This window comes from Stutzerimonas nitrititolerans (genome assembly GCF_003696285.1).
Lineage (GTDB): Bacteria > Pseudomonadota > Gammaproteobacteria > Pseudomonadales > Pseudomonadaceae > Stutzerimonas > Stutzerimonas nitrititolerans.
Genome location: NZ_RFFL01000004.1, coordinates 277,052 through 303,520 on the forward strand (window position 1 = coordinate 277,052; position 26,469 = coordinate 303,520).

The 26,469-nt window shown below is 64.8% G+C and carries 23 protein-coding genes, 1 tRNA gene and 2 pseudogenes; 13 read left to right on the plus strand and 13 right to left on the minus strand.

Annotated features, from left to right (window positions below):
• Window positions 1-3 precede the first annotated feature (3 nt).
• Entirely contained in the window at window positions 4-414 is a 411-nt protein-coding gene (gene mscL / locus EA795_RS06915) for a large-conductance mechanosensitive channel protein MscL (protein ID WP_122076308.1), read from the minus strand.
• Between the two features lie 247 nt (window positions 415-661).
• On the opposite strand from mscL, the gene EA795_RS06920 reads away from it, so the two are divergent.
• Complete coding sequence (locus tag EA795_RS06920) at window positions 662-922, plus strand: HP1242/YdcH family protein (protein ID WP_014854164.1); 261 nt, start codon at window positions 662-664, stop codon at window positions 920-922.
• 112 nt (window positions 923-1,034) lie between these two features.
• Here the strand turns inward: EA795_RS06920 and EA795_RS06925 are convergent, their stop codons facing one another.
• Window positions 1,035-1,469 carry a CopD family protein gene (locus tag EA795_RS06925; RefSeq protein WP_122076310.1) on the minus strand — a complete coding sequence of 145 codons (435 nt, stop codon included), beginning with the start codon at window positions 1,467-1,469 and terminating at the stop codon, window positions 1,035-1,037.
• 116 nt (window positions 1,470-1,585) lie between these two features.
• Here EA795_RS06925 and radA point away from each other — a divergent pair, with 116 nt between their 5' ends.
• Window positions 1,586-2,947, plus strand: coding sequence for a DNA repair protein RadA (gene radA, locus EA795_RS06930; protein ID WP_122076312.1), 1,362 nt, complete (start codon window positions 1,586-1,588; stop codon window positions 2,945-2,947).
• A gap of 241 nt (window positions 2,948-3,188) precedes the next feature.
• On the opposite strand, the gene EA795_RS06935 is transcribed toward radA, so the two are convergent.
• From EA795_RS06935 to EA795_RS06955, 4 genes and pseudogenes are all read right to left on the minus strand, one after another.
• Complete coding sequence (locus tag EA795_RS06935) at window positions 3,189-3,557, minus strand: PilZ domain-containing protein (RefSeq protein ID WP_014854166.1); 369 nt, start codon at window positions 3,555-3,557, stop codon at window positions 3,189-3,191.
• 57 nt (window positions 3,558-3,614) lie between these two features.
• Window positions 3,615-4,076, minus strand: a complete 462-nt coding sequence (locus tag EA795_RS06940) for a methyltransferase family protein (protein WP_115028357.1) — start codon at window positions 4,074-4,076, stop codon at window positions 3,615-3,617.
• A gap of 140 nt (window positions 4,077-4,216) precedes the next feature.
• On the minus strand, window positions 4,217-5,470 hold the full coding sequence (gene glyA, locus EA795_RS06945) for a serine hydroxymethyltransferase (RefSeq protein ID WP_122076314.1): 1,254 nt from the start codon (window positions 5,468-5,470) through the stop codon (window positions 4,217-4,219).
• A gap of 381 nt (window positions 5,471-5,851) precedes the next feature.
• Window positions 5,852-8,377, minus strand: a pseudogene (locus tag EA795_RS06955) (sensor domain-containing protein); the annotation flags it as partial.
• Between the two features lie 317 nt (window positions 8,378-8,694).
• Between EA795_RS06955 and ettA the strand changes: the two are divergent.
• Complete coding sequence (ettA, locus tag EA795_RS06960; RefSeq protein ID WP_014854170.1) at window positions 8,695-10,362, plus strand: energy-dependent translational throttle protein EttA; 1,668 nt, start codon at window positions 8,695-8,697, stop codon at window positions 10,360-10,362.
• Window positions 10,363-10,414: 52 nt separating this feature from the next.
• Here the strand turns inward: ettA and EA795_RS06965 are convergent, their stop codons facing one another.
• Window positions 10,415-10,945, minus strand: a complete 531-nt coding sequence (locus EA795_RS06965) for a gluconokinase (RefSeq protein ID WP_122076321.1) — start codon at window positions 10,943-10,945, stop codon at window positions 10,415-10,417.
• 200 nt (window positions 10,946-11,145) lie between these two features.
• Here EA795_RS06965 and gdhA point away from each other — a divergent pair, with 200 nt between their 5' ends.
• On the plus strand, window positions 11,146-12,483 hold the full coding sequence (gene gdhA / locus EA795_RS06970) for an NADP-specific glutamate dehydrogenase (protein WP_115028363.1): 1,338 nt from the start codon (window positions 11,146-11,148) through the stop codon (window positions 12,481-12,483).
• A gap of 331 nt (window positions 12,484-12,814) precedes the next feature.
• Here the strand turns inward: gdhA and EA795_RS06975 are convergent, their stop codons facing one another.
• A complete protein-coding gene (locus EA795_RS06975; RefSeq protein ID WP_122076323.1) occupies window positions 12,815-13,591 on the minus strand; it encodes a ferredoxin--NADP reductase in 777 nt (258 codons plus the stop codon).
• A gap of 104 nt (window positions 13,592-13,695) precedes the next feature.
• Here EA795_RS06975 and EA795_RS06980 point away from each other — a divergent pair, with 104 nt between their 5' ends.
• Entirely contained in the window at window positions 13,696-14,826 is a 1,131-nt protein-coding gene (locus tag EA795_RS06980; protein WP_122076325.1) for a methyltransferase, read from the plus strand.
• A gap of 451 nt (window positions 14,827-15,277) precedes the next feature.
• Here EA795_RS06980 and EA795_RS06990 read toward each other — a convergent pair whose 3' ends face one another.
• Genes EA795_RS06990 through EA795_RS07000 form a run of 3 tightly spaced genes read right to left on the minus strand, consistent with a single transcriptional unit; the run spans window position 15,278 to window position 18,962 of the window.
• Window positions 15,278-17,482, minus strand: coding sequence for a xanthine dehydrogenase family protein molybdopterin-binding subunit (locus EA795_RS06990; RefSeq protein WP_122076327.1), 2,205 nt, complete (start codon window positions 17,480-17,482; stop codon window positions 15,278-15,280).
• Window positions 17,479-18,465: an FAD binding domain-containing protein gene (locus tag EA795_RS06995; RefSeq protein WP_122076329.1), complete on the minus strand. Its 987-nt coding sequence runs from the start codon at window positions 18,463-18,465 to the stop codon at window positions 17,479-17,481. The genes EA795_RS06990 and EA795_RS06995 overlap by 4 nt, the downstream gene beginning before the upstream one ends.
• The gene (locus EA795_RS07000; RefSeq protein WP_122076331.1) at window positions 18,462-18,962 is read right to left on the minus strand and encodes a (2Fe-2S)-binding protein; all 501 of its coding nucleotides are present in this window, start codon (window positions 18,960-18,962) and stop codon (window positions 18,462-18,464) included. Before EA795_RS07000 ends, EA795_RS06995 begins: the two co-directional genes overlap by 4 nt.
• A 291-nt stretch (window positions 18,963-19,253) precedes the next feature.
• Between EA795_RS07000 and EA795_RS07005 the strand changes: the two genes are divergently transcribed.
• The 4 genes from EA795_RS07005 to EA795_RS07020 all read left to right on the plus strand — a co-directional run bounded on the left by EA795_RS07005 (window position 19,254) and on the right by EA795_RS07020 (window position 22,661).
• Window positions 19,254-20,543: an NCS2 family permease gene (locus tag EA795_RS07005; RefSeq protein WP_014854181.1), complete on the plus strand. Its 1,290-nt coding sequence runs from the start codon at window positions 19,254-19,256 to the stop codon at window positions 20,541-20,543.
• A gap of 105 nt (window positions 20,544-20,648) precedes the next feature.
• Window positions 20,649-21,737 (plus strand): tRNA (uridine(54)-C5)-methyltransferase TrmA, encoded by a 1,089-nt coding sequence (trmA, locus tag EA795_RS07010; RefSeq protein ID WP_122076333.1) that lies wholly within the window; start codon window positions 20,649-20,651, stop codon window positions 21,735-21,737.
• Window positions 21,738-21,916: 179 nt separating this feature from the next.
• The gene (locus EA795_RS07015; RefSeq protein ID WP_122076335.1) at window positions 21,917-22,468 is read left to right on the plus strand and encodes a cytochrome b; all 552 of its coding nucleotides are present in this window, start codon (window positions 21,917-21,919) and stop codon (window positions 22,466-22,468) included.
• Between the two features lie 114 nt (window positions 22,469-22,582).
• Window positions 22,583-22,661, plus strand: a tRNA-OTHER gene (locus EA795_RS07020).
• A gap of 107 nt (window positions 22,662-22,768) precedes the next feature.
• Here EA795_RS07020 and EA795_RS21615 read toward each other — a convergent pair.
• Window positions 22,769-23,053 (minus strand): annotated as a pseudogene (locus tag EA795_RS21615) (DUF4345 family protein); the annotation flags it as partial.
• A gap of 181 nt (window positions 23,054-23,234) precedes the next feature.
• Here EA795_RS21615 and EA795_RS07030 point away from each other — a divergent pair.
• Both EA795_RS07030 and ypfJ read left to right on the plus strand, forming a co-directional pair.
• A complete protein-coding gene (locus EA795_RS07030; protein ID WP_058074474.1) occupies window positions 23,235-23,669 on the plus strand; it encodes a DUF411 domain-containing protein in 435 nt (144 codons plus the stop codon).
• Window positions 23,670-23,792: 123 nt separating this feature from the next.
• The gene (ypfJ, locus tag EA795_RS07035; RefSeq protein ID WP_058077154.1) at window positions 23,793-24,653 is read left to right on the plus strand and encodes a KPN_02809 family neutral zinc metallopeptidase; all 861 of its coding nucleotides are present in this window, start codon (window positions 23,793-23,795) and stop codon (window positions 24,651-24,653) included.
• A gap of 6 nt (window positions 24,654-24,659) precedes the next feature.
• On the opposite strand, the gene EA795_RS07040 is transcribed toward ypfJ, so the two are convergent.
• Window positions 24,660-24,992: a hypothetical protein gene (locus EA795_RS07040; protein WP_058077153.1), complete on the minus strand. Its 333-nt coding sequence runs from the start codon at window positions 24,990-24,992 to the stop codon at window positions 24,660-24,662.
• Between the two features lie 105 nt (window positions 24,993-25,097).
• On the opposite strand from EA795_RS07040, the gene EA795_RS07045 reads away from it, so the two are divergent.
• A complete protein-coding gene (locus EA795_RS07045) occupies window positions 25,098-25,691 on the plus strand; it encodes a DUF2796 domain-containing protein (RefSeq protein WP_122076337.1) in 594 nt (197 codons plus the stop codon).
• 72 nt (window positions 25,692-25,763) lie between these two features.
• Window positions 25,764-26,468: an ABC transporter ATP-binding protein gene (locus tag EA795_RS07050; protein WP_122076339.1), complete on the plus strand. Its 705-nt coding sequence runs from the start codon at window positions 25,764-25,766 to the stop codon at window positions 26,466-26,468.
• The last annotated feature ends 1 nt before the right edge of the window (window position 26,469 follow it).

The window sequence follows — 26,469 nt, forward strand, 5'->3', positions numbered from 1 at the left end:
GTATCAGGAGCGGTTCTGCTCCTTGAGCAGATCACGAATCTCGGTCAGCAGCACTTCTTCCTTGGTCGGTGCCGGTGGCGCCGAGGATGCCTCGGCCTCCTGGCGCTTGAGGGTGTTGATCGCCTTGATGGCCAGGAAGATGGCGAAGGCGATGATGACGAAATCGACCACCGTCTGGATGAACATTCCGTAATTGAGCGTCACCGCGGGCGCGTCGCCCACCGCTTCCTTGAGCACTATGGCCAGATCGGAGAAATCCACCCCGCCGATCAGCAGGCCCAGGGGTGGCATGACCACACCGTCGACGAACGAGGAAACGATCTTTCCGAACGCCGCGCCGATGATGATCCCCACCGCCATGTCGATGACATTGCCCCTGACGGCAAAGGTCTTGAATTCGCTGAGAAAGCTCATGTGACTAGTCCTTCTTTCTTGGTTGCTATATGCCCGCAAGCGGCCCGCTAGAGCATAGGCGGGCTTGAAGGCAGAGGCCAGGATCTATTGCCGTTTCATCGCGAGCCGCGTTGCAACGAGAATGGCAACAGCCCCTGACGCGGCGACGAGAGGAAGGATGAAATTCATCCGCTTGATCGCCGTCAACCGGGAAACACCTGCGAAAGACTAAGGTTCAGCTTTTCCTGAACCCCCGGAGCGGCCTTTCATGCACGTCGAACATCACTCTCTGAGCAAGGACTTTCCCGAGAAACAGGCACAGCTGCTGAAACTGAGCCAGGAAGACCCCACTTTTGCCCGCAAGGCCGAGAACTACGAAGCGCTGAGCCAGCGCATCCGCAGCCTGGAAGATGGCGCCGACAGCGCCACGCTCGAATCGCTCAAGCAAGAGCACAGCGTCCTGAAGGAAGACATCGCCCGCGACCTCAAGCGCGCCTCGGGCAGCTGCTGTGGCGGCTGCTGCGGCTGACGCCTGTTCCAGACAACAGCAAGCTCGACAACCCGACCGTAGGGCCGAATTCATTCGGCCCAGCCACTCAACGACCGAACAAGTTCGGCCCTACGGCCAGCCGCCTATCCTTCTAGAGCAACCCGCCGAACCTGAACCCCGCCCCGACCCAGACGAAGGCCACCGCCGTCAGAGTGATCAGCACGATATGCAACCCCAGCTGCGGCAAGCGCTGGGCATCGAGCCGCGGAATCAGCGCCAGGCGTGCATGCACTCCGAGCAGCGCGGTAAAACCCAGCAGCGCCAGCTTGGCCTGCACCAGATGGGCGATGGGCGAATCACCGAACCACTGCGCATGGGGCAGCCACAGGCTCGCCATCCATAGCCCGGTAACGATCTGCACCAGCAACGCGGGAATACCGATGCGCTCGTAGATCTGCTCGAAACTGCGCACGGGCTGCGGGTCGCGCTGGCGCATGGCCTTGGGCAGCACGCCGAACAGCAGCACCAGGTGCCCGCCAACCCAGACGCTGGCACCGAGCAGGTGAAGGAATAGCAGATGACGCATGGCAGTTCACTCCTGATCCTTTGCTGACAGTCTGGCCGCTTATCCGCCGTTTGTGGCTGATAGCGATCAAGCCAAGCCGCTATCATGCGACTCCATTTCCCCGATCCGGAGTTCCCATGGCCAAGGCCAAGCGCATGTACGGCTGCACCGAGTGCGGCTCGACCTTTCCCAAATGGGCCGGCCAGTGCGGCGACTGCGGCGCCTGGAACACCCTGGTGGAAACCGTCATCGAGGGCGCCACGCCCCCTTCGGGTCGCGCCAGCTGGGCCGGCGACCAGGCCAATATCAAGACCCTGGCCGAAGTCAGCGTCGAGGAAGTGCCGCGCTTCTCCACCGCCTCCGGCGAGCTTGATCGCGTGCTCGGCGGCGGCCTGGTGGATGGTTCGGTGGTGCTGATCGGCGGCGATCCGGGCATCGGCAAATCCACCATTCTGCTGCAGACGCTCTGCGCCATCGCCCAGCGCTTTCCCGCTCTCTACGTCACCGGCGAGGAATCCCAGCAGCAGGTGGCCATGCGCGCGCGGCGGCTGGACCTGCCGCAGGACAAGCTCAAGGTGATGACCGAGACCTGCATCGAAGCCATCATCGCCACCGCGCGGCTGGAAAAGCCCAAGGTGATGGTGATCGACTCGATCCAGACCATCTTCACCGAGCAATTGCAGTCTGCGCCGGGCGGCGTCGCCCAGGTGCGCGAGAGCGCGGCGCTGCTGGTGCGCTATGCCAAGCAGAGCGGCACGGCGATCTTCCTGGTCGGCCACGTCACCAAGGAAGGCGCACTGGCCGGCCCGCGCGTGCTGGAGCACATGGTCGATACCGTACTGTATTTCGAGGGCGAGTCCGACGGCCGCCTGCGCCTGTTGCGTGCGGTGAAGAACCGCTTCGGCGCCATCAACGAACTGGGCGTATTCGGCATGACCGATAAGGGCCTGAAGGAAGTCACCAACCCCTCGGCGATATTCCTCACCCGTGCCCAGGAAGCGGTGCCCGGCAGCGTGGTGATGGCCACCTGGGAAGGCACCCGACCGATGCTGGTGGAAGTGCAGGCGCTGGTGGACACCAGCCACCTGGCCAACCCGCGCCGCGTCACCCTCGGCCTGGACCAGAACCGCCTGGCCATGCTGCTCGCCGTACTGCACCGCCACGGCAGCATCCCGACCTACGACCAGGACGTGTTCATCAACGTTGTGGGCGGCGTGAAGGTACTGGAGACGGCGGCGGACCTGGCGCTGATGGCGGCAGTGATTTCCAGCCTGCGCAACCGCCCGCTGGATACCGATCTGCTGGTGTTCGGCGAAGTCGGCCTGTCCGGCGAGATCCGGCCGGTGCCCAGCGGTCAGGAGCGTCTGAAGGAAGCCGCCAAGCACGGTTTCAAGCGCGCCATCGTGCCCAAGGGCAACGCACCCAAGGAAGCGCCGGCCGGGCTGCAGATAATCGCCGTGACGCGTCTGGAGCAGGCGCTGGATGCCTTGTTCGAATAGCCAGCAGGCTGAACGCCTGCGTTCGCCGCGAGGGCGCGGCTCCCACGGAAGCAAACACGGTAGCGCTTTGAGACTGGTGGGAGGGCCGAGCTCGAGTATGGCTGGCTGCCCCCGCATTCGCCGCGGGGACGCAGCCCCAAGAAGTAGCGGCGCGGCGGGGTTGTGTCTTGGTGGGAGCCCCGCCCTCGGGGCGAAGCTTTTCAGAAAGCGACGACCGACCATCCATGGGTCAGTAACTTTTCTAGTCGTCGCCCAGCGCCGCCAGCTCACGGTCCAGCAACTGCTCGTCGCCCAGGTTGAGTTCGACCAGGCGGCGCAGATGGCTGGCCGACTCGAGGTCGATATGCTGGCAGACGAAACCGATCAGCTCGCCCGCCTCATGGGTCATCGCCACCTGCATGCGCACCTCGGCGTCATCGGCCAGGCGTACCCGCGCCTCGAACGGCTGCGTTGCATCGGCATTCCACTGTTCCGGCCGGCGCACCAGCAGCCCCTTGAGCGACAGATCGTACAGTTCTACGGTCCAGTGGCGTTGGCCCTGGACCAGTTCGGTGGCGGCGTCGAATTCGATACGCTGGAAACGTCGACGCTCGCTGGGGATATCACTCATCAGAAATCACTCCGCAGAACCTGGGTTCACTATAGGACAGCTTGCACGGCCGGGCCCTCACAGCCATCGACGCACACGTGCGCAATAGCTTCGGTAAGCCTCACCGAATAGCTGCACGAGCAGCCGCTCCTCATGCCTTATCACCGCACGCTGCATGACATGGATCACCAGGGGTAGCAGCAACCAGGGCCAGAGACTCCCCCATAACAAGGCGATGCCGCAGTAGATCAGGCTGTCTGCCAGATAGATGGGATTACGCGAGAAGCGGAAAGGACCTTCCTCCAGCAGCCTGGCCGGCTTGCCATAGGGATTGACCGTGGTCTTGCGCCAGAGCATCAGCAAACCGGCCCAGAGCATCAGCAGCACGCCAGCGTCGATCAGTCCCCAGCCAAAATAGTGGGTCCAGAGGTTTCGAGGCAGTGCGAGGTGCCACAGCCTGTGCAGCAGCCACGCAAGCGCCAGGAACAGCAGGTATATCGCCGGCGGCGGCAGGAAGACGCCTGTGGCACGTCTGGACATGATCGGCTCTCGTGGCGAACGGCCGTTGCAGTCTATCGTGCAGCAGCGCCGCCGAGACGATCAGGATCAAGAAACGCTGCCATCCCTCCAGACAGCAGAAAGCCCGCCGAAGCGGGCTTTCTGGCGGAACCGGCGGCTACTCAGTTGCCGTATACCGGGAACTTGGCGCAAACGGCCTGGACCTTGGCGCGCACCGCGTCGACCACGGACTCGTCGCCCATCTTGTCGAGGATGTCGCAGATCCAGCCGGCCAGCTCGCGGCACTCGGTTTCCTGGAAGCCACGGGTGGTGACCGCCGGGGTGCCGATGCGCAGGCCGGAGGTGACGAACGGGGAACGCGGATCGTTCGGCACGCTGTTCTTGTTGACGGTGATGAAGGCGCGACCCAGGGCGGCATCCGCGTCCTTGCCGGTGATGTCCTGCTTGATCAGGCTGAGCAGGAACAGGTGGTTCTGGGTACCGCCGGACACCACGTCGAAGCCGCGCTCGATGAACACCTCGGCCATGGCCTGGGCGTTCTTCACCACCTGCTGCTGGTAGGCCTTGAACTCGGGCTGCAGGGCTTCCTTGAAACACACCGCCTTGGCCGCGATCACGTGCTCCAGCGGGCCGCCCTGGGCGCCCGGGAAGACCGCGGAGTTGAGCTTCTTCTCGATCTCTTCGTTCTTCTTCGCCAGGATCAGGCCGCCGCGCGGGCCGCGCAGGGTCTTGTGGGTGGTGGTGGTGACCACGTCGGCGAAGGGCACCGGGTTCGGGTACACGCCCGCAGCGACCAGGCCAGCGACGTGAGCCATGTCGACGAACAGGTAGGCACCGACCTTGTCGGCGATCTCGCGGAAGCGGGCGAAATCCAGCTTCTGCGAGTAGGCGGAGAAGCCGGCGACGATCATCTTCGGCTTGTGCTCGACGGCCAGACGCTCGACTTCGTCGTAGTCGATCAGGCCGGCATCGGTGATGCCGTACTGCACGGCGTTGTACAGCTTGCCCGAGGAGGAAACGCTGGCACCGTGGGTCAGGTGGCCGCCGTGGGCCAGGCTCATGCCGAGAATGGTGTCACCGGCGCTGAGCAGGGCCAGGTAGACGGCGGCGTTGGCCTGGGAGCCGGCGTGCGGCTGGACGTTGGCGTAGTCGGCGCCGAACAGCTCCTTGGCGCGGTCGATGGCCAGCTGCTCGACGATGTCGACGTACTCGCAACCACCGTAATAGCGCTTGCCCGGATAGCCTTCGGCGTACTTGTTGGTCAGTACCGAACCCTGGGCTTCCATCACCGCCGGGCTGGTGTAGTTCTCCGAGGCGATCAGCTCGATGTGGTCTTCCTGGCGCTGGGCTTCCTGCTGCATGGCAGCGAAAAGATCGGCGTCATATTTGGCGAGGGTCAAATCACGGCTGAACATGGCAGTCCTCTGAGAATCAGCTGGCGGTAGTAAAGAGGCGCGGATTCTACCTCATCCGCGGAAACGCGGGTATGAGCGCTGGTCACGTCAACATGAAAGGCTTGAGGCTTCTGGCCCGAGGGTCTGTTCCCGTTTCGTACGCGGCCGCGCCGGAGCCTGTCTTTGCGCGAGGCAAGGCACGAGGAGTGCAGTTTGGTCATCCAAATAAGCGACGAGAAACGCAGCATCGCGTAAAAACAGGCCCGGCCCAAAGGGTTGCGCGGCAAGTGGCGCCATGCGGCGTTGCGAGACTTGGCAAGGGTTCACCATTGCCTGCGTCCCGCGCCTTGCCTGGCGCCACTTGGCGCTGCAACGCGGCTCGCGACGAAACGGGAACAGACCCTAGCAGCGCTCGAAGCTCGCTACGACCTCGCCCGGCGGCATCGGCCGCCCGAGCAGGAAGCCCTGCACTTCGTCGCAGCCGTGTTCGCGCAGGAAATCCAGCTGCGCCTGGGTTTCGACGCCTTCGGCGATGACCGTCATGCCGAGGCTGTGGGCCATGGCGATGATGGCTCGAGTAATCTGCGCATCCTGCTCGCCGGCCGGCAGACCGTCGACGAAGCTGCGGTCGATCTTGAGCACGTCGATGGGAAATCGCTTGAGGTAGTTCAACGACGAATAACCGGTCCCGAAATCATCCACGGCGATGGAGAGGCCGAGTCGCTTGAGCGATTCGAGCATGCGCATCGCCTCGCCGACCTCCTGCATCAGGATGCTCTCGGTGAGTTCGAGTTCCAGGCAGGACGGGGAAATGCCGCTGGCCTGAAGGGTCCTGGCGATACGTTGCTCCAGCGCACCGTCGCCGAACTGCCGCGCCGAGAGATTCACCGAGACCCTGGGTACGGAGCGCCCCGCGGCCTGCCAGGTGGCGATCTGACGGCAGGCCTCGTCGAGAATCCAGTCGCCTACGTCGGCGATCAGCCCCAGCTCTTCCAGCGCCGGAATGAAATCCCCCGGGGGCACCAGGCCGCGCACCGGATGCTGCCAGCGGAGCAGCGTTTCGACCCCGGCCAGGGTCAGGCCATCGGCCAGGAACTGCGGCTGGTAATGCAGCACGAACTGCCGCTGCTCGAGCGCATGGCGCAGGTCGCTTTCCAGCTCCAGTCGCTCCAGCGCGCGGGCATTCATGTCCGCCTGGTAGAACTGGAAGTTGTTCTTGCCACGCGCCTTGGCGTGGTACATCGCGGTGTCGGCGTTCTTCATCAACTGGCTGAGGTCGCCGCCATCCTGCGGACTCAGCGCGATGCCGATGCTGGCGGTGACGAAGAATTCGCGACCGGACAGCGAGAAAGGCATTTTCAGGCTTTGCAGGATGCATTCGGCGGCGTGGATGGCTCGCTTCAAGGCGTCGTCACGATCGGCACAGGTCGACAGCAGGAAGGTGAACTCGTCACCGCCCATGCGCGCCACCGTATCGTCCTCGTCGACGCAGGCGGCCAGGCGCGCGGCGACATCCTTGAGCATGCGATCGCCCGCGGCATGGCCTAGCGAATCGTTGATCGGCTTGAAGCGATCGAGGTCGAGAAACAACAGCACCACCCAGTCACCATGGCGTGCGGCCTGCTGCAGGCTGTTGTACAGACGGTCCTGGAACAGGGTTCGATTCGGCAGCTGGGTAAGGCCATCGTAATAGGCCAGCCGATGGATGCGCTGCTCGCTGGCCTTGCGCTCGCTCATGTCGCTGAAGAAACAGACGTAGCTGGTCAGCGCGCCCTGCTGGTCGCGCACCCCGGTGATACCGACCCAGCCGGGATATGTTTCGCCATCCTTGCGCTTGAGCCAGAACTCACCTTCCCAACTGCCCTGCTGCCTGATGCGGTTCAGGATGAAACCCAGCTGGTTTTCCTGTTGACGATCGGCACCGAGCACGCTCGGCAACTGCCCGATCACCTCCTCGGCGCCATAGCCGGTGATGTGGCTGAACGCCTCGTTGGTCTTGATGATGCCGCCCTCGGCATCGGTGATCACGATGGCCGCGGTGGAATGATCGAACACAGTGGCGGCCATGCGCAGTTGCTCGTCGGCGCGCCGCTGCAGGGTGATGTCCCGGCCGATGCAGAGGATGCCATCGAAACGTCCCTGCTCGTTCCAGATCAGCATGATGCGCAGCTCGATCGGCACGTGCCGGCCATCGGCCGCCCGGCAGTCGACGTGCATCATCTGTACCGGCAATTCCCGACGCAGCAGGTCCACCTGGGCGAAGTCCCGCGCACGCCGCCGCACGGTACGGATCAGGTTGTAGAACATCTCCACCTGACGTGGCTGCATGACCAGTGACTCCAGGCCGTTGCTCGCGGCCCAGGTCGTGCTGTAGCCGAGCACCGTCTGCACCGAGGGGCTGATGTAGTCGATGGCCAATTCGCTGTTGGTGGCGAAGATGATGTCGTTCAAACTCTCGGCGAGCGCCCGGTAGCGCCGTTCGCTGGCCTGGACCGACTGGTTCGCCTCGATCTGCTCGGTTACCTCCCGGGCGATGCCGACCAGCCGCGTGACGCGGCCGAACTCGTCACGGGCCATGGCCTGCTCGGTGATGGCGAACCAGCGCCAGCTGCCGTCACGATGCCGCCAGCGCAGCTGCGAGCGCTGCACGTAACCTTCGCCCATGCCGACGCGCAGGTTGAGCAGCCGGCGGATGTATTCCTGTTCGTCCGGATGGCTGATCGACAGCCAGAAACGGTTGCCGTCCGCATCCCTTTCCGCCTCGCTGTAGCCCAGCCGGCTCGCCAGGTTCTGGTTGCTGTACAGCAACTGGCCTCCGACGAGGTCCTGCACGTAGAGGGTATCCGGGACGGTGCGCAGCAACTCCGCCCAGAAGGCCTCACGCTCGGCCAGGGCGATGCGCACCCGCTGCTCGTCGTCGCGATCCGACGGGTTCCGACGCGCACCCAGCATTTCCGCCCAGCCGCGCTTCAACCACTTGCACAGGCGAGCGAGCCAGAGACGCGGGCTGTTGGACTGCGGTTGGAAATTGGTTCTGGCCACACTGGCAGTCCTGAATAGGGTGGGAAAAGCTCAGCGGAGCGGAGCCGCTTTGCGCGACAAATGGTAGCACCTGGCCATCACCGACGTTCCAGCCCTGGTTTGCTCTGCCCTGTGCATTCGGGTAGCTTTGCCGCACCACCCGGCCTGCCCGCTTTCAGCTGGGTTCGGCCTCATTTTTCTTCCTGTCACGGGCATTCGTTTCCATGGCTCAATACGTCTACACCATGCATCGGCTGAGCAAAGTGGTTCCGCCGAAACGCGAGATTCTCAAGAACATTTCCCTGTCCTTCTTCCCCGGCGCCAAGATCGGCGTGCTGGGCCTCAACGGCGCCGGCAAATCCACGCTGTTGCGCATCATGGCCGGCGTCGACACCGAGTTCGACGGCGAAGCCCGGCCGATGCCCGGCCTGAACGTGGGCTACCTGCCCCAGGAGCCGCAACTCGACCCCGCGAAAACCGTCCGCGAAGTCGTCGAGGAAGCGGTCAGCGTGATCAAGGATGCCCAGGCGCGACTGGACGAAGTCTATGCCGCCTATGCCGAGCCGGATGCCGACTTCGATGCCCTGGCCGCCGAGCAGGCGAAACTCGAAGCCATCCTGCAGGCCGCCGATGGCCACAACCTCGAGCGCCAGCTGGAAGTCGCCGCCGATGCCCTGCGCCTGCCGCCGTGGGACGCCACCATCGGCCACCTGTCCGGTGGTGAAAAACGCCGCGTGGCGCTCTGCCGCCTGCTGCTCTCGGCGCCGGACATGCTGCTGCTGGACGAGCCGACCAACCACCTGGATGCCGACTCGGTGGCCTGGCTGGAGCGCTTCCTCCACGACTTCCCCGGTACCGTGGTGGCCGTCACCCACGACCGCTACTTCCTGGACAACGTCGCCGGCTGGATTCTGGAACTGGACCGCGGTCATGGCATTCCTTACGAGGGCAACTATTCCGGCTGGCTGGAAGCCAAATCCAACCGCCTGGCGCAGGAGTCCAAGCAACAATCGGCTCATGAAAAAGCCATGAAGGAAGAGCTGGAGTGGGTGCGCAAGGGAGCCAAGGCTCGCCAGGCGAAATCCAAGGCCCGCCTGCAACGTTTCGAGGAAATGCAGTCCCAGGAGTTCCAGAAGCGCAGCGAAACCAACGAGATCTACATCCCCGCCGGCCCGCGCCTGGGCGACAAGGTCATCGACTTCAAAGGCGTGACCAAGGGCTACGGCGACCGCGTGCTGATCGACGACCTGTCCTTCAGCATGCCCAAGGGTGCCATCGTCGGCGTCATCGGCGGCAACGGCGCGGGCAAGTCGACGCTGTTCCGCATGATCATGGGCAAGGAACAGCCGGATTCGGGCAGCATCGAGATCGGCGAGACCGTGCAACTGGCCTGCGTGGACCAGAGCCGCGACGACCTGGACGGCAGCAAGACGGTCTGGGAAGCGGTATCCGGCGGCTCCGACGTGATCCGCATCGGCAACTACGAGGTGCCGTCGCGCACCTATGTCGGCCGGTTCAACTTCAAGGGCGGCGACCAGCAGAAGTTCGTCAAGGACCTCTCCGGCGGCGAGCGCGGACGCCTGCACCTGGCGCTGACGCTCAAGGAAGGCGCCAACGTGCTGCTGCTCGACGAACCGTCCAACGACCTCGACGTGGAAACCCTGCGCTCGCTGGAAGAGGCGCTGCTGGACTTCCCCGGCGCCGCCATCGTGATCTCCCACGACCGCTGGTTCCTCGACCGCGTGGCAACCCACATCCTCTCCTACGAGGATGATTCGAGCGTGGTGTTCTTCGAAGGCAACTACACCGAGTACGAAGCCGACCGCCGCAAGCGCCTCGGCGACGCCGCGGCCCAGCCGCACCGCGTGCAGTACAAGAAGCTCGCGCAGTAATTCGGAAGCGCTGCTTGAAACCGAGCCCCCTGCCGCAAAGCCGGGGGCTTTTTCATGGGCGGTCGGTAGCGGGTGGCGCTTCGACGTTCGCCTGGTCGTTGCACAATCGCTGGACGATCGCCTCGACGATCTCGTCGGGGCTCAGGCGGATGTCCATGATCAGCGCTTCCTGCGCTGTCGGCGGCTCCAGGTTGTCGAGCTGGTCCTGCAGCAGCTCGACCGGAAAGAAATGCCCGCGCCGCTGGCTCAGGCGCTCGGCAAGCAATTCGGCCGAACCCTGCAGAAAGACCAGGCGCAGCGCGCTGTCGCCCCGCAGCATTTCGCGATATCGCCTCTTCAGCGCCGAGCAGGCGAAGACATGGTCGTGCCCCAGGCGCTCCTGCGCCGCGATGGCGGCATGCATATTCTGCAACCAGGGCAGCCGGTCCTCATCGGTCAGGGCGACGCCCCGGGCCATCTTCAGCTTGTTGGCTTCGCTGTGAAACTGGTCGGCGTCGGAAAAGCCGCAGCCCAGGCGGGCGGCGAGCGCGGTACCTATGGTGGTCTTGCCGGAGCCGGCGACACCCATGACGACGATGATCATCGAATCTCCCGAAAAGCGGCGCCGTCACTCATTCGAGCACCTGAGCCGACGTCCGAAACATGGCCTGCCAAGCCCTCTTTCGCAGGGAAAACCACCCCAGCGACAGGTCGACGCACTTTCGCGATGCAAAACTTCTTTGCTAAAGTCGCCGGCCACATTTTTTCACGACTGCCGCTGGCGGTCCGCCGAGGGCTCTTTAAATGATCGAATCCGTTGACGCCTTTCTTGCCCGTATTAAGCAGCGCGACCCCCACCAACCCGAATTCCACCAGGCCGTAGAAGAGGTCGTCCGCAGCCTCTGGCCCTTCCTCGAAGCCAACCCACACTACCTGCAGGCCGGCATTCTCGAGCGCATGGTCGAGCCCGAGCGCGCCATCATGTTCCGCGTACCCTGGGTCGACGACCAGGGCCAGGTGCGCGTCAACCGTGGCTACCGCATCCAGATGAACAGCGCCATCGGCCCTTACAAGGGCGGCCTGCGCTTTCATCCTTCGGTCAATGTCGGGGTGCTTAAGTTCCTCGCGTTCGAACAGGTCTTCAAGAATTCCCTGACCTCGCTGCCCATGGGCGGCGGCAAGGGCGGCTCGGACTTCAACCCCAAGGGCAAGAGCGACAACGAAGTGATGCGCTTCTGCCAGTCGTTCATGACCGAGCTGTATCGCCACATCGGCGCCGACCTCGACGTACCGGCCGGTGACATCGGTGTAGGCGGCCGGGAAATCGGCTTCCTCTTCGGCCAGTACAAGCGCCTGTCCAACCAGTTCACCTCGGTGCTCACCGGCAAGGGCTTGGCCTACGGCGGCAGCCTGATCCGCCCCGAAGCCACCGGCTATGGCTGTGTCTACTTCGCCGAGGAAATGCTCAAGAGCGTGCGCAGCAGCTTCGAAGGCAAGCGCGTCTCCATTTCCGGTTCCGGCAACGTGGCGCAGTACGCCGCGCAGAAGGTCATGGAAATGGGCGGCCGGGTCATCTCCCTGTCCGACTCGGCCGGCACCCTGCATTTCCCTGACGGCCTGACCGAAGAGCAGTGGGCGTACCTGATGGACCTGAAGAACGTCCGTCGCGGTCGCCTGGAAGAAATGGGCGCCCACTTCGGCGTGACCTACCTGGCCGACCAGCGTCCCTGGAGCCTGCCGTGCGACATCGCCCTGCCCTGCGCAACGCAGAACGAGCTGGACGGCGAAGATGCCCGCACCCTGCTGAAGAACGGCTGCATCTGCGTGGCCGAAGGCGCCAACATGCCTTCCACGCTGGAAGCGGTGGACCTGTTCATCGAAGCCGGCATCCTCTACGCACCGGGCAAGGCCTCCAACGCCGGCGGCGTCGCCTGTAGCGGTCTGGAAATGAGCCAGAACGCCATGCGCCTGCACTGGACCGCCGGCGAGGTGGATACCAAGCTGCACAGCATCATGCAGTCCATCCACCACGCCTGCGTCGCCTACGGCGAGGAAGACGGCCGCGTCAACTACGTCAAGGGCGCCAACATCGCCGGCTTCGTCAAGGTTGCCGACGCCATGCTAGCTCAGGGCGTCGTTTAAACAGCGGCGCGCTTCAAGCCACGAGCTGCAAGAAAAAGCCCCCATCCGAGCCATCGGGTGGGGGCTTTTCGTTGGCTGCGCTGGGCACCTCGTAGGGTGGAAAACTCGCGAAGCGATTTTCCACGCAGGGGGGATGGCCCTCATACCAGATCGAGGCGCCGCTTGCCCCCTCCACCCTGACAAGTCCCAGTTTGGACCTGCAGAGAAACCATACAAGCGCCGCCCGAGATGTTCCGCGTTTCAAGGGGCGCAAAACATCTCCAATCCGGTTCCAACGTTGGAGCATGGGCACCATCGCCTCCTCCCCCCACGGGGGAGAGTTGTTTCGCCCTTACCAATAGTTCTCCACCGCCACCTGCCCCGGCCTGCGGGTCAGCGCGAGGTTGAGATCGCGGGTCTTGAGCAGAGCCCGGGTGTCTTCGATCATCTGCGGATTGCCGCAGAGCATGATGCGCGAATGCTCGGGCGTCAGTTTCAGATCGGCGGCGCGCTCCAGCTCGCCGCTTTCGATCAGCGTGGTGATGCGCCCGCCCAAGGCACCCGGCACCCGCTCACGGGTGACGACCGGCAGATAAGTCAGTTTGCTGCCCAGCCCCTCCAGGTACTCACGCTCCGGCAATTCGCGGATCAGCTGCTGATAGGCCAGCTCCGAGCCGGTGCGCGCGCTGTAGACCAGCACGATGCGCTCGAAGCGCTGCCACACTTCGAAGTCCTGCAGGATCGACAGGAACGGCGCCAGTCCCGTGCCGGTGGCCAGCAACCAGAGGTCGCGTCCGTCGGGGAAACGATCCAGGGTCAGGAAGCCGAACGCCTGCTTGTCGACCAGCAGCTCGTCGCCAGGTTCGAGGCGGCTCAGCTCGCTGGTGAATTCGCCATCGGGCACCACGATGGAGAAGAAATCGAGAAACTCGTCGTGCGGTGCCGAGACCATCGAATAGGCGCGCCAGACGATGGAACCACTGGGCTTGCGCACCCCCAGCCGCGCGAACTGCCCGGCCGTGAAGCGAAAGCCCGAGTCGCGCGTGGTGCGCAGGGTGAACAGGGTCGGCGTCAGGGTCTGTACCTCGAGCAGACGCTGGCGGGTGAACTTCTCTTCGCTGACGGTCATACTTCACTCCCTCTGCAAACACAGCCGGACGAGCCAGTCGCAACCGCCCGACGTCTGTGACCATTGATACTCCAATCCGTCGCCGACAAACACCATCAGTTCCTATGCCTATTCTTGAAACGCCCTTCGCCCGCCTCGACCTGATCCGTCAGCCCGAGCAGGCCAACGAGCCGCTGCAGGCCTTCGACGCCGCCGACGAATACCTGCTCGCACACCTGCATGAGCAGACGTTGCCGGCCAACGCGCGGGTGCTGGTGCTCAACGACGGCTTCGGTGCCCTGGCCGCCTCGCTGGCGTCCCATGTGCGGGTGACCAGTAGCGGCGATTCCCACCTGGCGCACCTGGCCTTGCAGAAGAATCTGGCGCGCAACGGCCTGCCGAGCGACAGCGTCACCTTCGTGCCCGCCAGCCAGGTCGTCAGCGGCCCGTTCGATTTCGTCCTGATCCGGGTGCCCAAGACCCTGGCGCTGCTGGAAGAACAGCTGATCCGCCTGCACGCCCAGCTCGCCCCGGGCGCACAGGTGATCGCCGCGGCAATGATCAAGCACCTGCCGCGTACCGCCGGCGATCTGCTGGAGAAATACATCGGTCCGGTGCAGGCCTCTCTGGCGGTGAAGAAGGCGCGATTGCTGTTCGCCACTCCGGTCGACAAACCCGCCCCGGTCTCACCCTACCCGACGCGCTACCGCCTGGACGAGCCGCGTCTGGAGCTTCTCAATCACGCCAACCTGTTCTGCCGCGAGGGCCTGGACATCGGCACTCGCGCCTTCCTGCCGCACCTGCCCCAGGCGCTGGGCGATCTGCGTGTCGCGGATCTTGGCTGCGGCAACGGCGTGCTGGGCATCGTTTACGCCCTGCACAACCCACAGGCACAGCTGACACTGGTGGACGAAAGCTATATGGCGGTGCAGTCGGCGCAGGAGAACTGGCAGGCGATCCATGGCGATCGCCCGTTCGAGATCCGCGCCGGCGATGGCCTGGCCGAACAGCCGCCGGCCTCGCTGGACCTGGTGCTGTGCAACCCGCCCTTCCATCAGCAGCAGGTGATCGGCGATTTCCTCGCCTGGCGCATGTTCACCCAGGCCAAGGCCGCGCTGAGCAAGGGCGGCGAGCTGTGGATCGTCGGCAACCGCCACCTGGGCTATCACCACAAGCTCAAGCGGCTGTTCGGCAACGTCGAGCAGGTCGGCGCCACGCCGAAGTTCGTGATTCTCAAGGCGACGCGGACCGCCTGAAGATAGCGATCGTCCGATCGCCCACGAGCCGTATTCGCCTCGCCCCGCGGCTCGATGACGCCGGCATGGCAGGCGCGCTCCACCTGCAGCACCGTCTGGAAGATCGAGAATTGCTTTGGCATTTTTTGGCCCGACGCACAAACCATCAGACGACACCAACCGCCCCTTTCAGGAGGGTGAGTGGAACCGTTGTGTAAGGGAGCGAGCCGCATGGATGCGGCGAGAGGCTTAAAGGGCCATGGACGGCCCTTGTAAGCCGGCCCCTGGAGCAGCGGTGGAGCGAACGAACCCTGCGCGAAGCGCAGGGCCGGATGCAGGGGCAAGACTTTTTGGTTCCTTTTGGGGCGACTGCCAAAAGGAACTCGCCCAGCAGGGCGAAACCCGCGCTGTCAAGAAACTCGATAAACGATCATGAAAGCAATCTTCATGACACTCCAGTCAAGTACCATTTTCATAGCACCTTATCCAACGTAATCGGCAAATCCCTCACCCGCCTGCCGGTCGCGTGATAAACCGCATTGGCCACCGCCGCCGCCACCCCGATGATGCCAATCTCGCCCACGCCCTTGGACCCGAGGTCGTTGACCACGCTGTCGTGCTCCTCGACGAAGATCACCTCGACATCGGGCACGTCGGTCTGCACCGGAACGTGGTACTCGGCAAGGTTGTGGTTCATGTAGCGCCCGAGCCGATGATCGATCAGCGTCTCCTCCTGCAGCGCCATGCCGATCCCCCAGACCACACCACCGACGATCTGGTTGCCGGCGGTCTTGGGATTGACGACGCGCCCCGCCGCGATGGCGCTGACCACCCGCGCGACCCTGATCGTGCCCAGCGCCTCGTCGACGCGCACCTCGACGAACACCGCCGAATGCGTTGCCGTGGCCCATTCCTTGCGCTTCTCACCGGGCTCGACCCGCGCTTCGGCTTCGAGGGTACCGTTGCTGCGCACCACCTCACCGAGATCGACGTGAACGCTCGGATCGCGCTTGAGCAGCAGCCGGCCATCGACAAAGGTCACGTCGTCCAGGCTCGCACCGGCGAAGGGCGAACCGGGGAACTGCTGCACTGCATCCAACACTTTCGCCTGTAGCAGCGCGCAGGCCTGCTGCACGGCGCTGCCCACCGAGGACACCGTGGCCGAACCGCCTTCCAGCGGAGCCTGGGACAGGCTCGAATCGCCGAGGCGGAACTCCACCTTGTCCAGCGCCACACCCATGGCGGCCGCCGCGATCTGGGTCATCACCGTGTAGGTGCCGGTGCCGATGTCAGCGGTAGCGCTGCTGACCACCAGCCGGCCGTCCGGTTCGAGGCAGGCCTTGGCGCTGGCCGGCATCTGCATGGCTTCCCAGACGCCGGTGGCCATGCCCCAGCCGATCAGCTCATGGCCTTCGCGCATGCTGCGCGGTTCCATCGAGCGGCGCGCCCAGCCGAAGCGTTCGGCACCCTGCGCGTAGCAGGCGCGCAACTCCTTGCTGGAATAGGGCTTGTCCTGGTTGCCGTTGCGCTCGGCGAAGTTGACCAGGCGCAGCTGCAGCGGATCGATGCCGCTCGCATGGGCCAGCTCGTCCATCGCACACTCCAGCGCGTAGACGCCAAGGGTTGCACCGGGCGCGCGCATGTCGATCGGGGTGAACACGTCGAGCGGCGCGAGGCGGTAGTCCAGCGAGACGTTGTCGCAGCGGTAGAGCATTCCCGACCACTCCACCTCGTGCTCGGTGAAGTCCTCGAAGCGCGAGGTCTGACCGATGGCGCGGTGCCCCACCGCCTGCAATTGCCCGGTCTCGTTGGCCGCCAGAGACAAATGCTGAATGCTGCGCGGGCGGTAGCCGAAGGTGAACATCTGCTGACGGGTCAGCACCACGCGCACCGAGCGCTTGAGCTTGAGTGCGGCCATCACCGCCAGCGGCAGCTGGTACTGCGGCCGCAGGCCGGAGCCGAAGGCGCCGCCGACGAAGGGCGACAGCACGCGGATCCGTCCCTTGAGACCGAACACGTCCTCGACATAACGCTGGCAGTTCTGCACGCCCTGGGTCTTCTCGTGAATCAGCAGGTCCCCGCCCGGCTGGTAATGCACGGTGCTGGCGTGCATCTCCATGGGGTTGTGATGTTCCACCGGGGTGACGTATTCCTGCTCGATCTTGTGCGGCGCAGCGGCGAAGGCACCGGCGAAATCGCCGCGCGGCTCCGGGGTTTCAGCGGGCGCTTCGTGGGCCTGGTCGCGCGCGACAAGCAGGTCGGTCTGGTGCGGCTCGCTGTCGTACGCGATGCGCACCAGCGAACCGGCGTGGCGCGCCAGCTCCAGGCTTTCGGCCACCACCAGTGCCAGCGGCTGGCCGCTATAGAGCACGCGGTCGTTGTACAGCGGGCGGAACGGCGAGCCTTCGGCCGCATCGTCGTCTTCGTAGGGTTCGTCGTAACTGGCGATGGGCGGGCGGTTCTGGTGAGTCAGCACCAGCACCACGCCCGGCAGCGCCTCGGCTTCACGGCTATCGATACTGCGCACACGACCGCGTGCGATGGTGCTCGACACCACGCTGCCATGCAGCAGGTGCGGCGTGCCGAATTCGGCGGCGTAACGGGCCTGGCCGGTGACCTTGAGCGGGCCATCGACCCGATCCAGCGGCTGGCCGACCGGCGAGCTGAAGGTATTCATCGGACGGTTCCTCGGGCGGCTTCGCCAAGCGCACGGATGATGGCGCGGCGGGCGAGTTCAGGTTTGAAGGCGTTGTGCTGCAGCGGCTGGGCGCCGTCCAACAGCAGATCGGCGGCGATGGCGAAGCTCGCCTCCTCCGCCGGCTTGCCAAACAGCGCCTGCTCGGCGGATTCAACGCGCCAGGGCTTGTGGGCGACGCCACCGAGCGCCAGCCGCGCAGCCTTGATGGTGGTGCCATCCAGTTCCAGCGCGGCGGCCACCGAGACCAGGGCGAAGGCATAGGAGGCACGGTCACGCAGCTTGAGGTAGGCGCAATGCGGCGCGAAGCCCGTCGGTGGCAGCTCCACCGCGGTAATCAATTCGCCTTCGCCCAGGTTGTTGTCGGCTTCGGGCCGCTCACCCGGCAGTCGGTGGAAGTCGGCCATGGCGATGCGCCGTTTGCCGTGCGGCCCCTGCACGTGCACCTGCGCCTCCAGGGCGGCCAGCGCCACGCACATATCCGACGGGTGCACCGCGACGCAGGCCTCGCTGGCGCCGAGAATCGCGTGGATGCGGTTGAGCCCGTCCCGCGCAGGGCAGCCGGAGCCCGGCTCGCGCTTGTTGCACGGCGTGCCGGTGTCGTAGAAGTAGTAGCAGCGCGTGCGCTGCAGCAGATTGCCGCCGGTGCTGGCCATGTTGCGCAGCTGCGGCGAGGCGCCGGCCAGAATGGCCTTGGCCAGCAAGGGATAGCGCTGCTCGATCTGCCGGTTCCAGGCCAGATCGGCATTGCTCACCAGCGCACCGATCATCAGCCCGCCTTCCGGCGTTTCCTCGATCGCACGCAACGGCAGGCGGTTGATGTCGATCAGCTGGCGCGGCTGCAGGACGTTTTCCTTCATCAGGTCGAGCAGGTTGGTACCACCGGCGATGTAACGGCTGTCGGGCCCGGCCAGCGCCAGCGCCTCCTCGATCCGCTCCGGTCGGGCATAGCTGAAGGGCGTCATGGCGCTTTCTCCTGCAACCGCTGGCGGCTGGCCGGCAGGGCTTCTTCCACCGCCGCGAGGATGTTCGGGTAGGCGCCGCAGCGGCAGAGGTTGCCGCTCATCAGCTCGCGAATCTCGTCCCGATCATGGCCGCGGTTCTCGCTGGCCAGGCCCACCGCCGAACAGATCTGCCCTGGCGTGCAATAGCCGCACTGGAAGGCATCGTGGCGGACGAAGGCAGCCTGCATCGGGTGCAGCTCGTCGCCGACCGCCAGGCCTTCGATGGTGGTCAGCCGCGCGCCGTCGTGCATCACCGCCAGGGTCAGGCAGCTGTTGATGCGCTTGCCATCGAGCAGCACCGTGCAGGCGCCGCACTGGCCGTGATCGCAGCCTTTCTTGGTGCCGGTCAGGTCGAGCCGTTCGCGCAGCAGGTCGAGCAGGGTGGTCCAGGGTTGAACGTCCAGCTGATGCTGCTGGCCGTTCACATGCAGGGAAAGGGTGCAGGTGGTTTCGCTCATGTCAGCCTCACGGTTTAGGCGTATGGATCGCTTTCCCTGCGTAGGGTCTGTTGCCATTTCAGCGCGTCCGCGCCGGACAACAGACCCTAGTTACGACTGAAGCGCGGACGGAAATGTTCAGCGGCCGGAAGTGATCCGGAAATTCAACCGAACGTGCCGCCGGTGTAAGATGCGGGGCTTTTTTGCCACCGGCCCGACGATGGGCTTTGCTGTGGTAGCAGACAGCCGCGTTATGCCAACTGCCGAAGCGCGCGAGACGCCAGGCCACGACCGGTACACAAGGGGATTCACATGCTGGAAAAGCTGTTCCAACTCAAGGCGCACAACACCAACGTGCGCACCGAGATGCTGGCCGGTCTCACCACCTTCCTGACGATGGCCTACATCCTCTTCGTCAACCCGAGCATCCTCGGCGAAACCGGCATGGACAAGGGCGCGATCTTCGTCGCCACCTGCCTGGCGGCGGCCTTCGGCTCGGCGGTGATGGGCCTGATCGCCAACTACCCGATCGCCCTGGCGCCGGGCATGGGCCTGAACGCCTTCTTCACCTACACCGTGGTGCTGGGCATGGGCCACACCTGGCAGGTGGCCCTCGGCGCGGTATTCCTGTCCGCGTGCCTGTTCTTCCTGCTGTCGATCTTCAAGATCCGCGAGTGGATCATCAACAGCATCCCGCTGGAGCTGCGCTCGGCCATCGCCGCGGGGATCGGCCTGTTCCTCGCGCTGATCGCCCTGCAGAGCGCCGGCATCGTCGTCGACAACCCGGCGACCATGGTCGGCATGGGCGACCTGAGCAAGCCACAGGCGCTGCTGGCGATCCTCGGCTTCTTCCTGATCATCGGCCTCGAAGCCCGCCGCGTGACCGGCGCGGTGCTGATCGGCATTCTCGTGGTGACGGTCATCAGCATTCTGCTGGGCGTTTCCGAATTCTCCGGCGTGGTGTCGATGCCGCCGTCGCTGGCACCGACCTTCCTGCAACTGGACATCATGGGCGCGCTGGACGTGGGGCTGATCAGCGTGATCTTCGCCTTCCTCTTCGTCGACCTGTTCGACAACTCCGGCACCCTGATCGCGGTGGCGAAGAAGGCCGGGCTGATGCGCAAGGATGGCTACCTGCCGAAGATGGGCCGTGCGCTGATCGCCGACAGCACCGCCGCGCTCGGCGGCTCGCTGCTGGGTACCTCGACCACCACCAGCTACATCGAATCGGCCGCGGGCGTCAGCGCCGGCGGACGCACCGGGCTGACCGCCATCGTGGTTGCCGTGCTGTTCCTGCTGGCCTTGTTCTTCGCCCCGCTGGCCGGCAGCGTGCCGGCCTTCGCCACCGCGCCGGCGCTGCTGTTCGTCGCCGTGCTGATGGCCTCGGGCCTGGCCGAGATCGACTGGAGCGACCTGACCGTCGCCGCGCCGGTGGTGATCACCGCACTGGCGATGCCGCTGACCTACTCCATCGCCACCGGCATCGCCTTCGGCTTCATCGCCTGGGTTGCGGCGAAGGTTCTCGCCGGCCGCGGCCGCGAGCTGAACGCCGTGCTGGTGATCCTGGCGATTTTCTGTGTGATCAAGCTGGGCCTGTTCTAAAAGCCTGGGGTGGATGGCGCCTCGCCCATCCACCTCGATCGGCATGGGTGGGTGAAAACAGCGTCATCCAGCCTGCAAATGTTTCTGCCACCTCGAAGAGTTTTCATGAGCCGTCCGCAATTCGACCCCGCCACCTACGACACTCAACTCGCCGCCAAGGCCGAGCGGCTGCGCGAGCTGCTGGCGCCTTTCGATGCGCCGGCGCCCGAAGTCTTCGATTCGCCGCGCGAGTACTACCGGCTGCGCACCGAGTTCCGTCTGTGGCGCGAGGATGGCCAGCGCCACTACGCGATGTTCGAGCCCGGCAACAACCACACGCCGATCCTGATCGACGACTTCCCCATCGCCAGCCGCCGCATCAACGAGTTGATGCCGCAACTGAAAGCCGCCTGGCAGGCCAGCGAAGCACTGAGCTTCAAGCTGTTCCAGGTGGAGTTTCTGACCACCCTGGCAGGCGATGCCTTGATCACCCTCGCCTATCATCGCCCGCTGGACGACGCCTGGCAGGCCGAAGCCGAACAGCTGGCGGCGACTCTGGGCGTAAGCCTCATCGGCCGTTCGAAGGGCAAGCGCCTCGTCATCGGCCGTGATTACGTGGAAGAGGAACTGGTGGTGGCCGGCCGCACCTTCCGCTATCGCCAGCCGGAAGGCGCCTTCACCCAGCCCAACGGCGAGGTCTGCCAGAAGATGCTGGGCTGGGCTTACGACGTGCTGGGCGAGCGCGACGACGACCTGCTGGAACTCTACTGCGGCAACGGCAACTTCACCCTGCCGCTGGCCACCCGCGTGCGCAAGGTGCTGGCCACCGAGATCAGCAAGTCGTCGGTGAATGCCGCGCTGGCCAATCTGGCCGATAACGGCATCGACAACGTCAACCTGGTGCGCCTGTCCGCCGAGGAGCTGACCCAGGCGCTGAACGAAGTGCGTCCGTTCCGCCGCCTGGCCGGCATCGACCTGAAGAGCTACGCCTTCGGTAGCGTCTTCGTCGACCCGCCCCGCGCCGGCATGGACCCGGACACCTGCGAGCTGACCCGTCGCTTCGAGCGCATCCTCTACATCTCCTGCAACCCCGAGACGCTGGCGCAGAACATCGCCCAGCTGCACGACACCCACCGCATCGAGCGCTGTGCGCTGTTCGACCAGTTCCCCTATACCCACCACATGGAATCCGGGGTGCTGCTGGTGCGTCGATAGGCCAGCACCAAGACGCCCCGCCGCTCATTTCAGCGAAGCATTGCTTACCCTGCAGCCCGGACGGCAAAGCCGTTCCGGTGGCCTGCGACAACCTGCATGGCCGGCTGGCTTGTCAGCGTAAGCTTCGCTTAAGTTTCACGGCATAGACTCACGCCAAATCCACACACGGAGTAGGTGAAATGAGTACTCGACTACCTTTGCGTTACGGCCGGCTGTCCATAGGGCTGCACTGGCTGATGCTGCTACTGATCGCGGCCGTCTACGCCTGCATCGAGCTGAAGAGCAACTTCCCCAAGGGCAGCGAGACCCGCGAACTGCTCAAGCACTGGCACTTCATGCTCGGCCTGGCGGTCTTCGCGCTGGTCTGGCTGCGGTTGCTGGCCCGCCTGATCGGCCCGACGCCGCCGTCCGACGCCAACGCACCACGCTGGGAAAGGATACCGGCACGCCTGATGCACTTGGCGCTCTACGCCCTGATGATCGGCCTGCCGCTGCTGGGCTGGGCATTGCTGAGCGCCGCCGGGAAACCAACCCCCTTCTTCGGTCTGGAGCTACCGCCCCTGCTACCGGCCGACCGCGCCCTGGCCGGCCAGCTCAAGACGGTGCATGAATTCCTCGGCCAGGCCGGCTACTGGCTGATCGGCCTCCACGCAGCGGCCGCCCTGTACCATCACTACCTGCGCCGGGATGACGTACTGCAGCGGATGCTGCCGCAACGCCACCCGTCCTGATACACGGACAGGCCTGTGCGGCTGAAGGAGTCGAGGCGACCGGCCTCATTCGGAGGTTTCCTGACCTCGAAAGGGTGCGGCCGGCGCCTCGGCGCCGATGTCTTCGTCCGACACGGGCCCGTCGCCCAGACGGAAGGGCTGCGGCGCTTCGTCATGTAACCGGCGGGTCGGTGGTTCGATCCGCTCGGGCTCGGGTTCGGGTGTTTCGCGAATCGCCAGCCAGGCCGCGGCGGCCAGCAGCGCGGCCAGCACCCGATAGATCAGCGAAACCAGATCGAAGCCGATCAGCGCGCCGCCATCGAGCCACAGCGAAACCAGTCGTCCCAGCACCAGCGCCAGCAGGGTGATCATCAGCATCACCAGTGCCGGCCGCGCCCGCTCGGGTGCCCGCGCGGCCCACAGCAGAAACAGCGCCAACCCCAGCTGCAAGCCGCCGTAATAGACGCGCATGTGGCTGACCGAGGCGCTTTCCATGAGCAGCATGCCGTTGAGATTGGCCATTTCATAAGGCCGCAGCCAGTAGGCCAGGCTCAAGCCCGCCATGATCACGGCCTGGATGATCAGCACGAAACGGGCAAAACGCATCGAAAGCTCCCCTGATGACTCTCGCACCCCGAGCCCTATCCGACCCGCTCCGCCGATGTTTGGTTCGCCCGCACACACCGTACATGGCCCGCAGCCAGATGCGACATTCGTTCACATGTTGGCGCTTGGGCAAGTCATGACCAGGCGGTATCCTGCCGCCATTCTGTTCGGAGGATTTCCCATGCGCCGTCTGCTGCTCGCCACCACCCTGTTCGCCAGCCTCGCTCAGGCAGCCGAGCCCATCGCCATCGACGTACACCGCGACGCCAACTGCGGCTGCTGCAAGGACTGGATCAAGCATCTGGAAGACAACGGCTTTGCTGTAACCGATCACGTCGAGCCCAACATGGCCGCGGTAAAGGCCAAGCTCGGCGTGCCGCATCGCCTGGGCTCCTGCCACACCGGCGTGATCGACGGAAAATTCGTCGAAGGCCACGTGCCCGCCGCCGACATCCTCAAGCTGCGAGCCCAGCCCGACCTGATCGGCGCGGCGGTTCCAGGCATGCCGATGGGCTCGCCGGGCATGGAAATGGGCGACCGCAAGGACGCCTACCAGGTCATCGGCCTGAACAAGCAGGGCCGTGAATCGGTACTCAACAGCTACTCCGGCAACTAAGCCGGCAATACGAAGCATCCACCGCGTGGAATTTGCACGCGGCGAAGCGGGTCCAAGGGTCTGTTGCGGTTTCTGAAACGGCAACGGACCCTAGCCAGTGAGCCATTTCGGAAGGATGCGGACATGCGTTGGAAAAAGGCGCGGCGCAGCGACAACGTGGTGGATGCCAGGGGCCGCAGCGGCGGTTTCCGTGGCGGTCGCCTGAGCCTGGCCGGTGTCGCCGTGGTCGTGGTGATCGGCCTGCTTTCCGGCCAGGACCCGCTGCAGATCCTCGGCCAACTGGCCAACCAGACCGGTTCTGTTTCTACCCAGCAGGACAGCCCGGCTGCCAATGGCGACGATCCGCAGGTAGCCTTCGTGCAGTCCATTCTCGGCGATACCGAAGACACCTGGCGCGCGCTGTTCCAGCAGTCGGGCGCACAGTATCGCGACCCGACGCTGGTGCTGTTCCGTGGCGGCGTCCGCTCGGCCTGTGGCTTCGCCAGCTCCGCCGTGGGGCCCTTCTATTGCCCGGGCGACCAGCAGGTTTACCTGGACCTGCAATTCTTCGACGAAATGGCCTCACGCTTCGAGGTGGCCGGCGATTTCGCCCAGGCCTATGTGATCGCCCACGAGGTCGGCCATCATGTGCAGACGCTGCTGGGCGTTTCCCAGCAAATGCAGGCGGCGCGCCAGCGCGGTGCGCAGATGGAAGGTGACAACGGCCTGCTGGTGCGCCAAGAGTTGCAGGCCGACTGCTTTGCCGGTGTCTGGGCCTACCACGCACAACAGCGCCATGACTGGCTCGAGGAAGGCGACCTGGAGGATGCGCTGAACGCCGCCAATGCCATCGGTGACGATCGCCTGCAGCAACAGAGCCAGGGCCGGATCGTCCCCGATGCCTTTACCCATGGCACCTCGGCGCAGCGGATGAAATGGTTTCGGACAGGTTTCGACAGCGGCGAACCCGCGCGCTGCGATACCTTCCGGGCATCGCGCCTGTAGCTCGCCTCAGCCGATCCAGCTGAACACTGGCGCATCCACGCCATTGTGTACCCGCACCTGCGTGCTGTGACGCAAACGCACCAGCAAGCGCTTGCCCGCCTGGGTACTGCCGCTCAGGGCCTCGAGCTGTGTCAGCAACTGCGGCCCTTCCATCTGCTCCGCCTCACGCAACAGCTGCAACGCCGCCAGCCAGAGATCGTCCGACTGCGTGGCGCGAGCGGGCTGCTCCGACCGCACGAGGTTCGGCAGCTGCTGCGTCAGCTGTGCCCAGTCCTGCTCATCCAGCTCGACACTGAGGTCGACCGGCAGTTCGCCGATATGGCCACGAATTCGAATCACCTGCGCGTCTCCTGGAAAAACAGCGGAATGCTCCCATGCCTTGCGGAAGCTGGCCAGCGTTCGTCACTTGTTATAACGTAACGAACAATTCAGAGGAGACCCACCATGCGCCACCTGCTGCTTGCCCTGCCCTTCGCGCTGTTGCCCGTCATCGCTCATGCCAACGAGCATCACCACCACGACCACCACGACCACCACGACGAACATGCCAGCCTGGGCAGCCACGAGCATGGCGTGGCTCAGCTCGATGCGGCGCTGGAAGGCACTGTCCTGGAAATCGAACTGCGCAGCCCGGCGATCAACCTGCTGGGCTTCGAGCATGCGGCCAACAGCGCCGAGGACAAGCGCAAGGTAGCCGACGCCCGCGCGCAGCTGGAGCAGCCGGGCAGGCTGTTCGGACTGTCCGCCGAAGCCGGTTGCAAACTTGACGAAGCCCGCCTGGAAAGTCCGCTGTTCGCGGGCAAGGGCCATGAGCATGAGCATGAGCATGAGCATGAGCAGCATGACGCCGGCACGCACAGCGATGTCCATGCGCATTACCGCTACGACTGCAGCACGCCGGATGCGCTGACCGGGCTGGATCTGCGAGCACTGTTCGAGGCCTTCCCCGGCACCGAGAAAATCCAGGCTCAGGTCATCGGCCCGAACGGCCAGCAAGGCAAGCTGCTACGCGCCAACCAGGCGCAGATAACGTTCTGATACAGGATGCCAGCCGTCTCTGGGCTGCAGGCAGTACACTCCGGCTCGCCGTACATCATCCAGACTCTACTCATGACTGCGCTGCTTGAACTTGATCAACTCGGTTTCGCCTGGCCCGGCCAGGTGGAGCTGCTGGACATTCCCGCGTTCTCCCTAGAACGCAACCAGAGCCTGTTCCTCAAGGGCCCCTCCGGCAGCGGCAAGACCACCCTGCTCGGGCTGATTGGCGGCGTGCAGAGAGCTGGACGCGGAACCGTTCGTCTGCTGGGCGAGGATCTCGGCGCGCTTTCGGCCAGCGCCCGGGATCGCTTTCGGGTGGATCACACCGGCTATATCTTCCAGCAGTTCAATCTGCTGCCCTTTCTGTCCGTAGCTGAAAACGTCGCTCTGCCCTGCCGCTTCTCGCGCCTGCGCACCGAACGGGCGCGCGAGCGTCATGGCAGTGTCGACCAGGCCGCCGCGAGCCTGCTCACCCACCTTGGCCTGCCGGCCGAGCTGTTCGGCCGCCGCGCCGAATCGCTCTCCATCGGCCAGCAGCAACGCGTTGCCGCGGCACGCGCGCTGATCGGCCAGCCGGAGCTGGTGATCGCCGACGAGCCCACCTCGGCACTGGATGCCGACAGCCGCGAAGCCTTCCTGCAGCTGCTGTTCGCCGAATGCCGGGCAGCCGGTTCGAGCCTGCTGTTCGTCAGCCACGACCAGAGCCTGGCCCCGCTGTTCGACCGCAGCCTGTCGCTGGCCGAGCTCAACCGCGCCGCGCGCCCTGCGGAGGCATGAC

Coding starts and splice junctions, on each gene's coding strand:
- EA795_RS06995 (WP_122076329.1), bottom strand. CDS start 18,465: ATGACGCCCTTCAGCTATGCCCGACCGGAGCGGATCGAGGAGGCGCTG.
- EA795_RS06980 (WP_122076325.1), top strand. CDS start 13,696: ATGCCTATTCTTGAAACGCCCTTCGCCCGCCTCGACCTGATCCGTCAG.
- trmA (WP_122076333.1), top strand. CDS start 20,649: ATGAGCCGTCCGCAATTCGACCCCGCCACCTACGACACTCAACTCGCC.
- EA795_RS06965 (WP_122076321.1), bottom strand. CDS start 10,945: ATGATCATCGTCGTCATGGGTGTCGCCGGCTCCGGCAAGACCACCATA.
- EA795_RS06990 (WP_122076327.1), bottom strand. CDS start 17,482: ATGAATACCTTCAGCTCGCCGGTCGGCCAGCCGCTGGATCGGGTCGAT.
- ypfJ (WP_058077154.1), top strand. CDS start 23,793: ATGCGTTGGAAAAAGGCGCGGCGCAGCGACAACGTGGTGGATGCCAGG.
- radA (WP_122076312.1), top strand. CDS start 1,586: ATGGCCAAGGCCAAGCGCATGTACGGCTGCACCGAGTGCGGCTCGACC.
- mscL (WP_122076308.1), bottom strand. CDS start 414: ATGAGCTTTCTCAGCGAATTCAAGACCTTTGCCGTCAGGGGCAATGTC.
- EA795_RS07005 (WP_014854181.1), top strand. CDS start 19,254: ATGCTGGAAAAGCTGTTCCAACTCAAGGCGCACAACACCAACGTGCGC.
- EA795_RS07050 (WP_122076339.1), top strand. CDS start 25,764: ATGACTGCGCTGCTTGAACTTGATCAACTCGGTTTCGCCTGGCCCGGC.
- EA795_RS06975 (WP_122076323.1), bottom strand. CDS start 13,591: ATGACCGTCAGCGAAGAGAAGTTCACCCGCCAGCGTCTGCTCGAGGTA.
- EA795_RS06935 (WP_014854166.1), bottom strand. CDS start 3,557: ATGAGTGATATCCCCAGCGAGCGTCGACGTTTCCAGCGTATCGAATTC.
- EA795_RS06920 (WP_014854164.1), top strand. CDS start 662: ATGCACGTCGAACATCACTCTCTGAGCAAGGACTTTCCCGAGAAACAG.
- gdhA (WP_115028363.1), top strand. CDS start 11,146: ATGATCGAATCCGTTGACGCCTTTCTTGCCCGTATTAAGCAGCGCGAC.
- EA795_RS07030 (WP_058074474.1), top strand. CDS start 23,235: ATGCGCCGTCTGCTGCTCGCCACCACCCTGTTCGCCAGCCTCGCTCAG.
- EA795_RS07015 (WP_122076335.1), top strand. CDS start 21,917: ATGAGTACTCGACTACCTTTGCGTTACGGCCGGCTGTCCATAGGGCTG.
- ettA (WP_014854170.1), top strand. CDS start 8,695: ATGGCTCAATACGTCTACACCATGCATCGGCTGAGCAAAGTGGTTCCG.
- glyA (WP_122076314.1), bottom strand. CDS start 5,470: ATGTTCAGCCGTGATTTGACCCTCGCCAAATATGACGCCGATCTTTTC.
- EA795_RS07045 (WP_122076337.1), top strand. CDS start 25,098: ATGCGCCACCTGCTGCTTGCCCTGCCCTTCGCGCTGTTGCCCGTCATC.
- EA795_RS07000 (WP_122076331.1), bottom strand. CDS start 18,962: ATGAGCGAAACCACCTGCACCCTTTCCCTGCATGTGAACGGCCAGCAG.
- EA795_RS06925 (WP_122076310.1), bottom strand. CDS start 1,469: ATGCGTCATCTGCTATTCCTTCACCTGCTCGGTGCCAGCGTCTGGGTT.
- EA795_RS06940 (WP_115028357.1), bottom strand. CDS start 4,076: ATGTCCAGACGTGCCACAGGCGTCTTCCTGCCGCCGCCGGCGATATAC.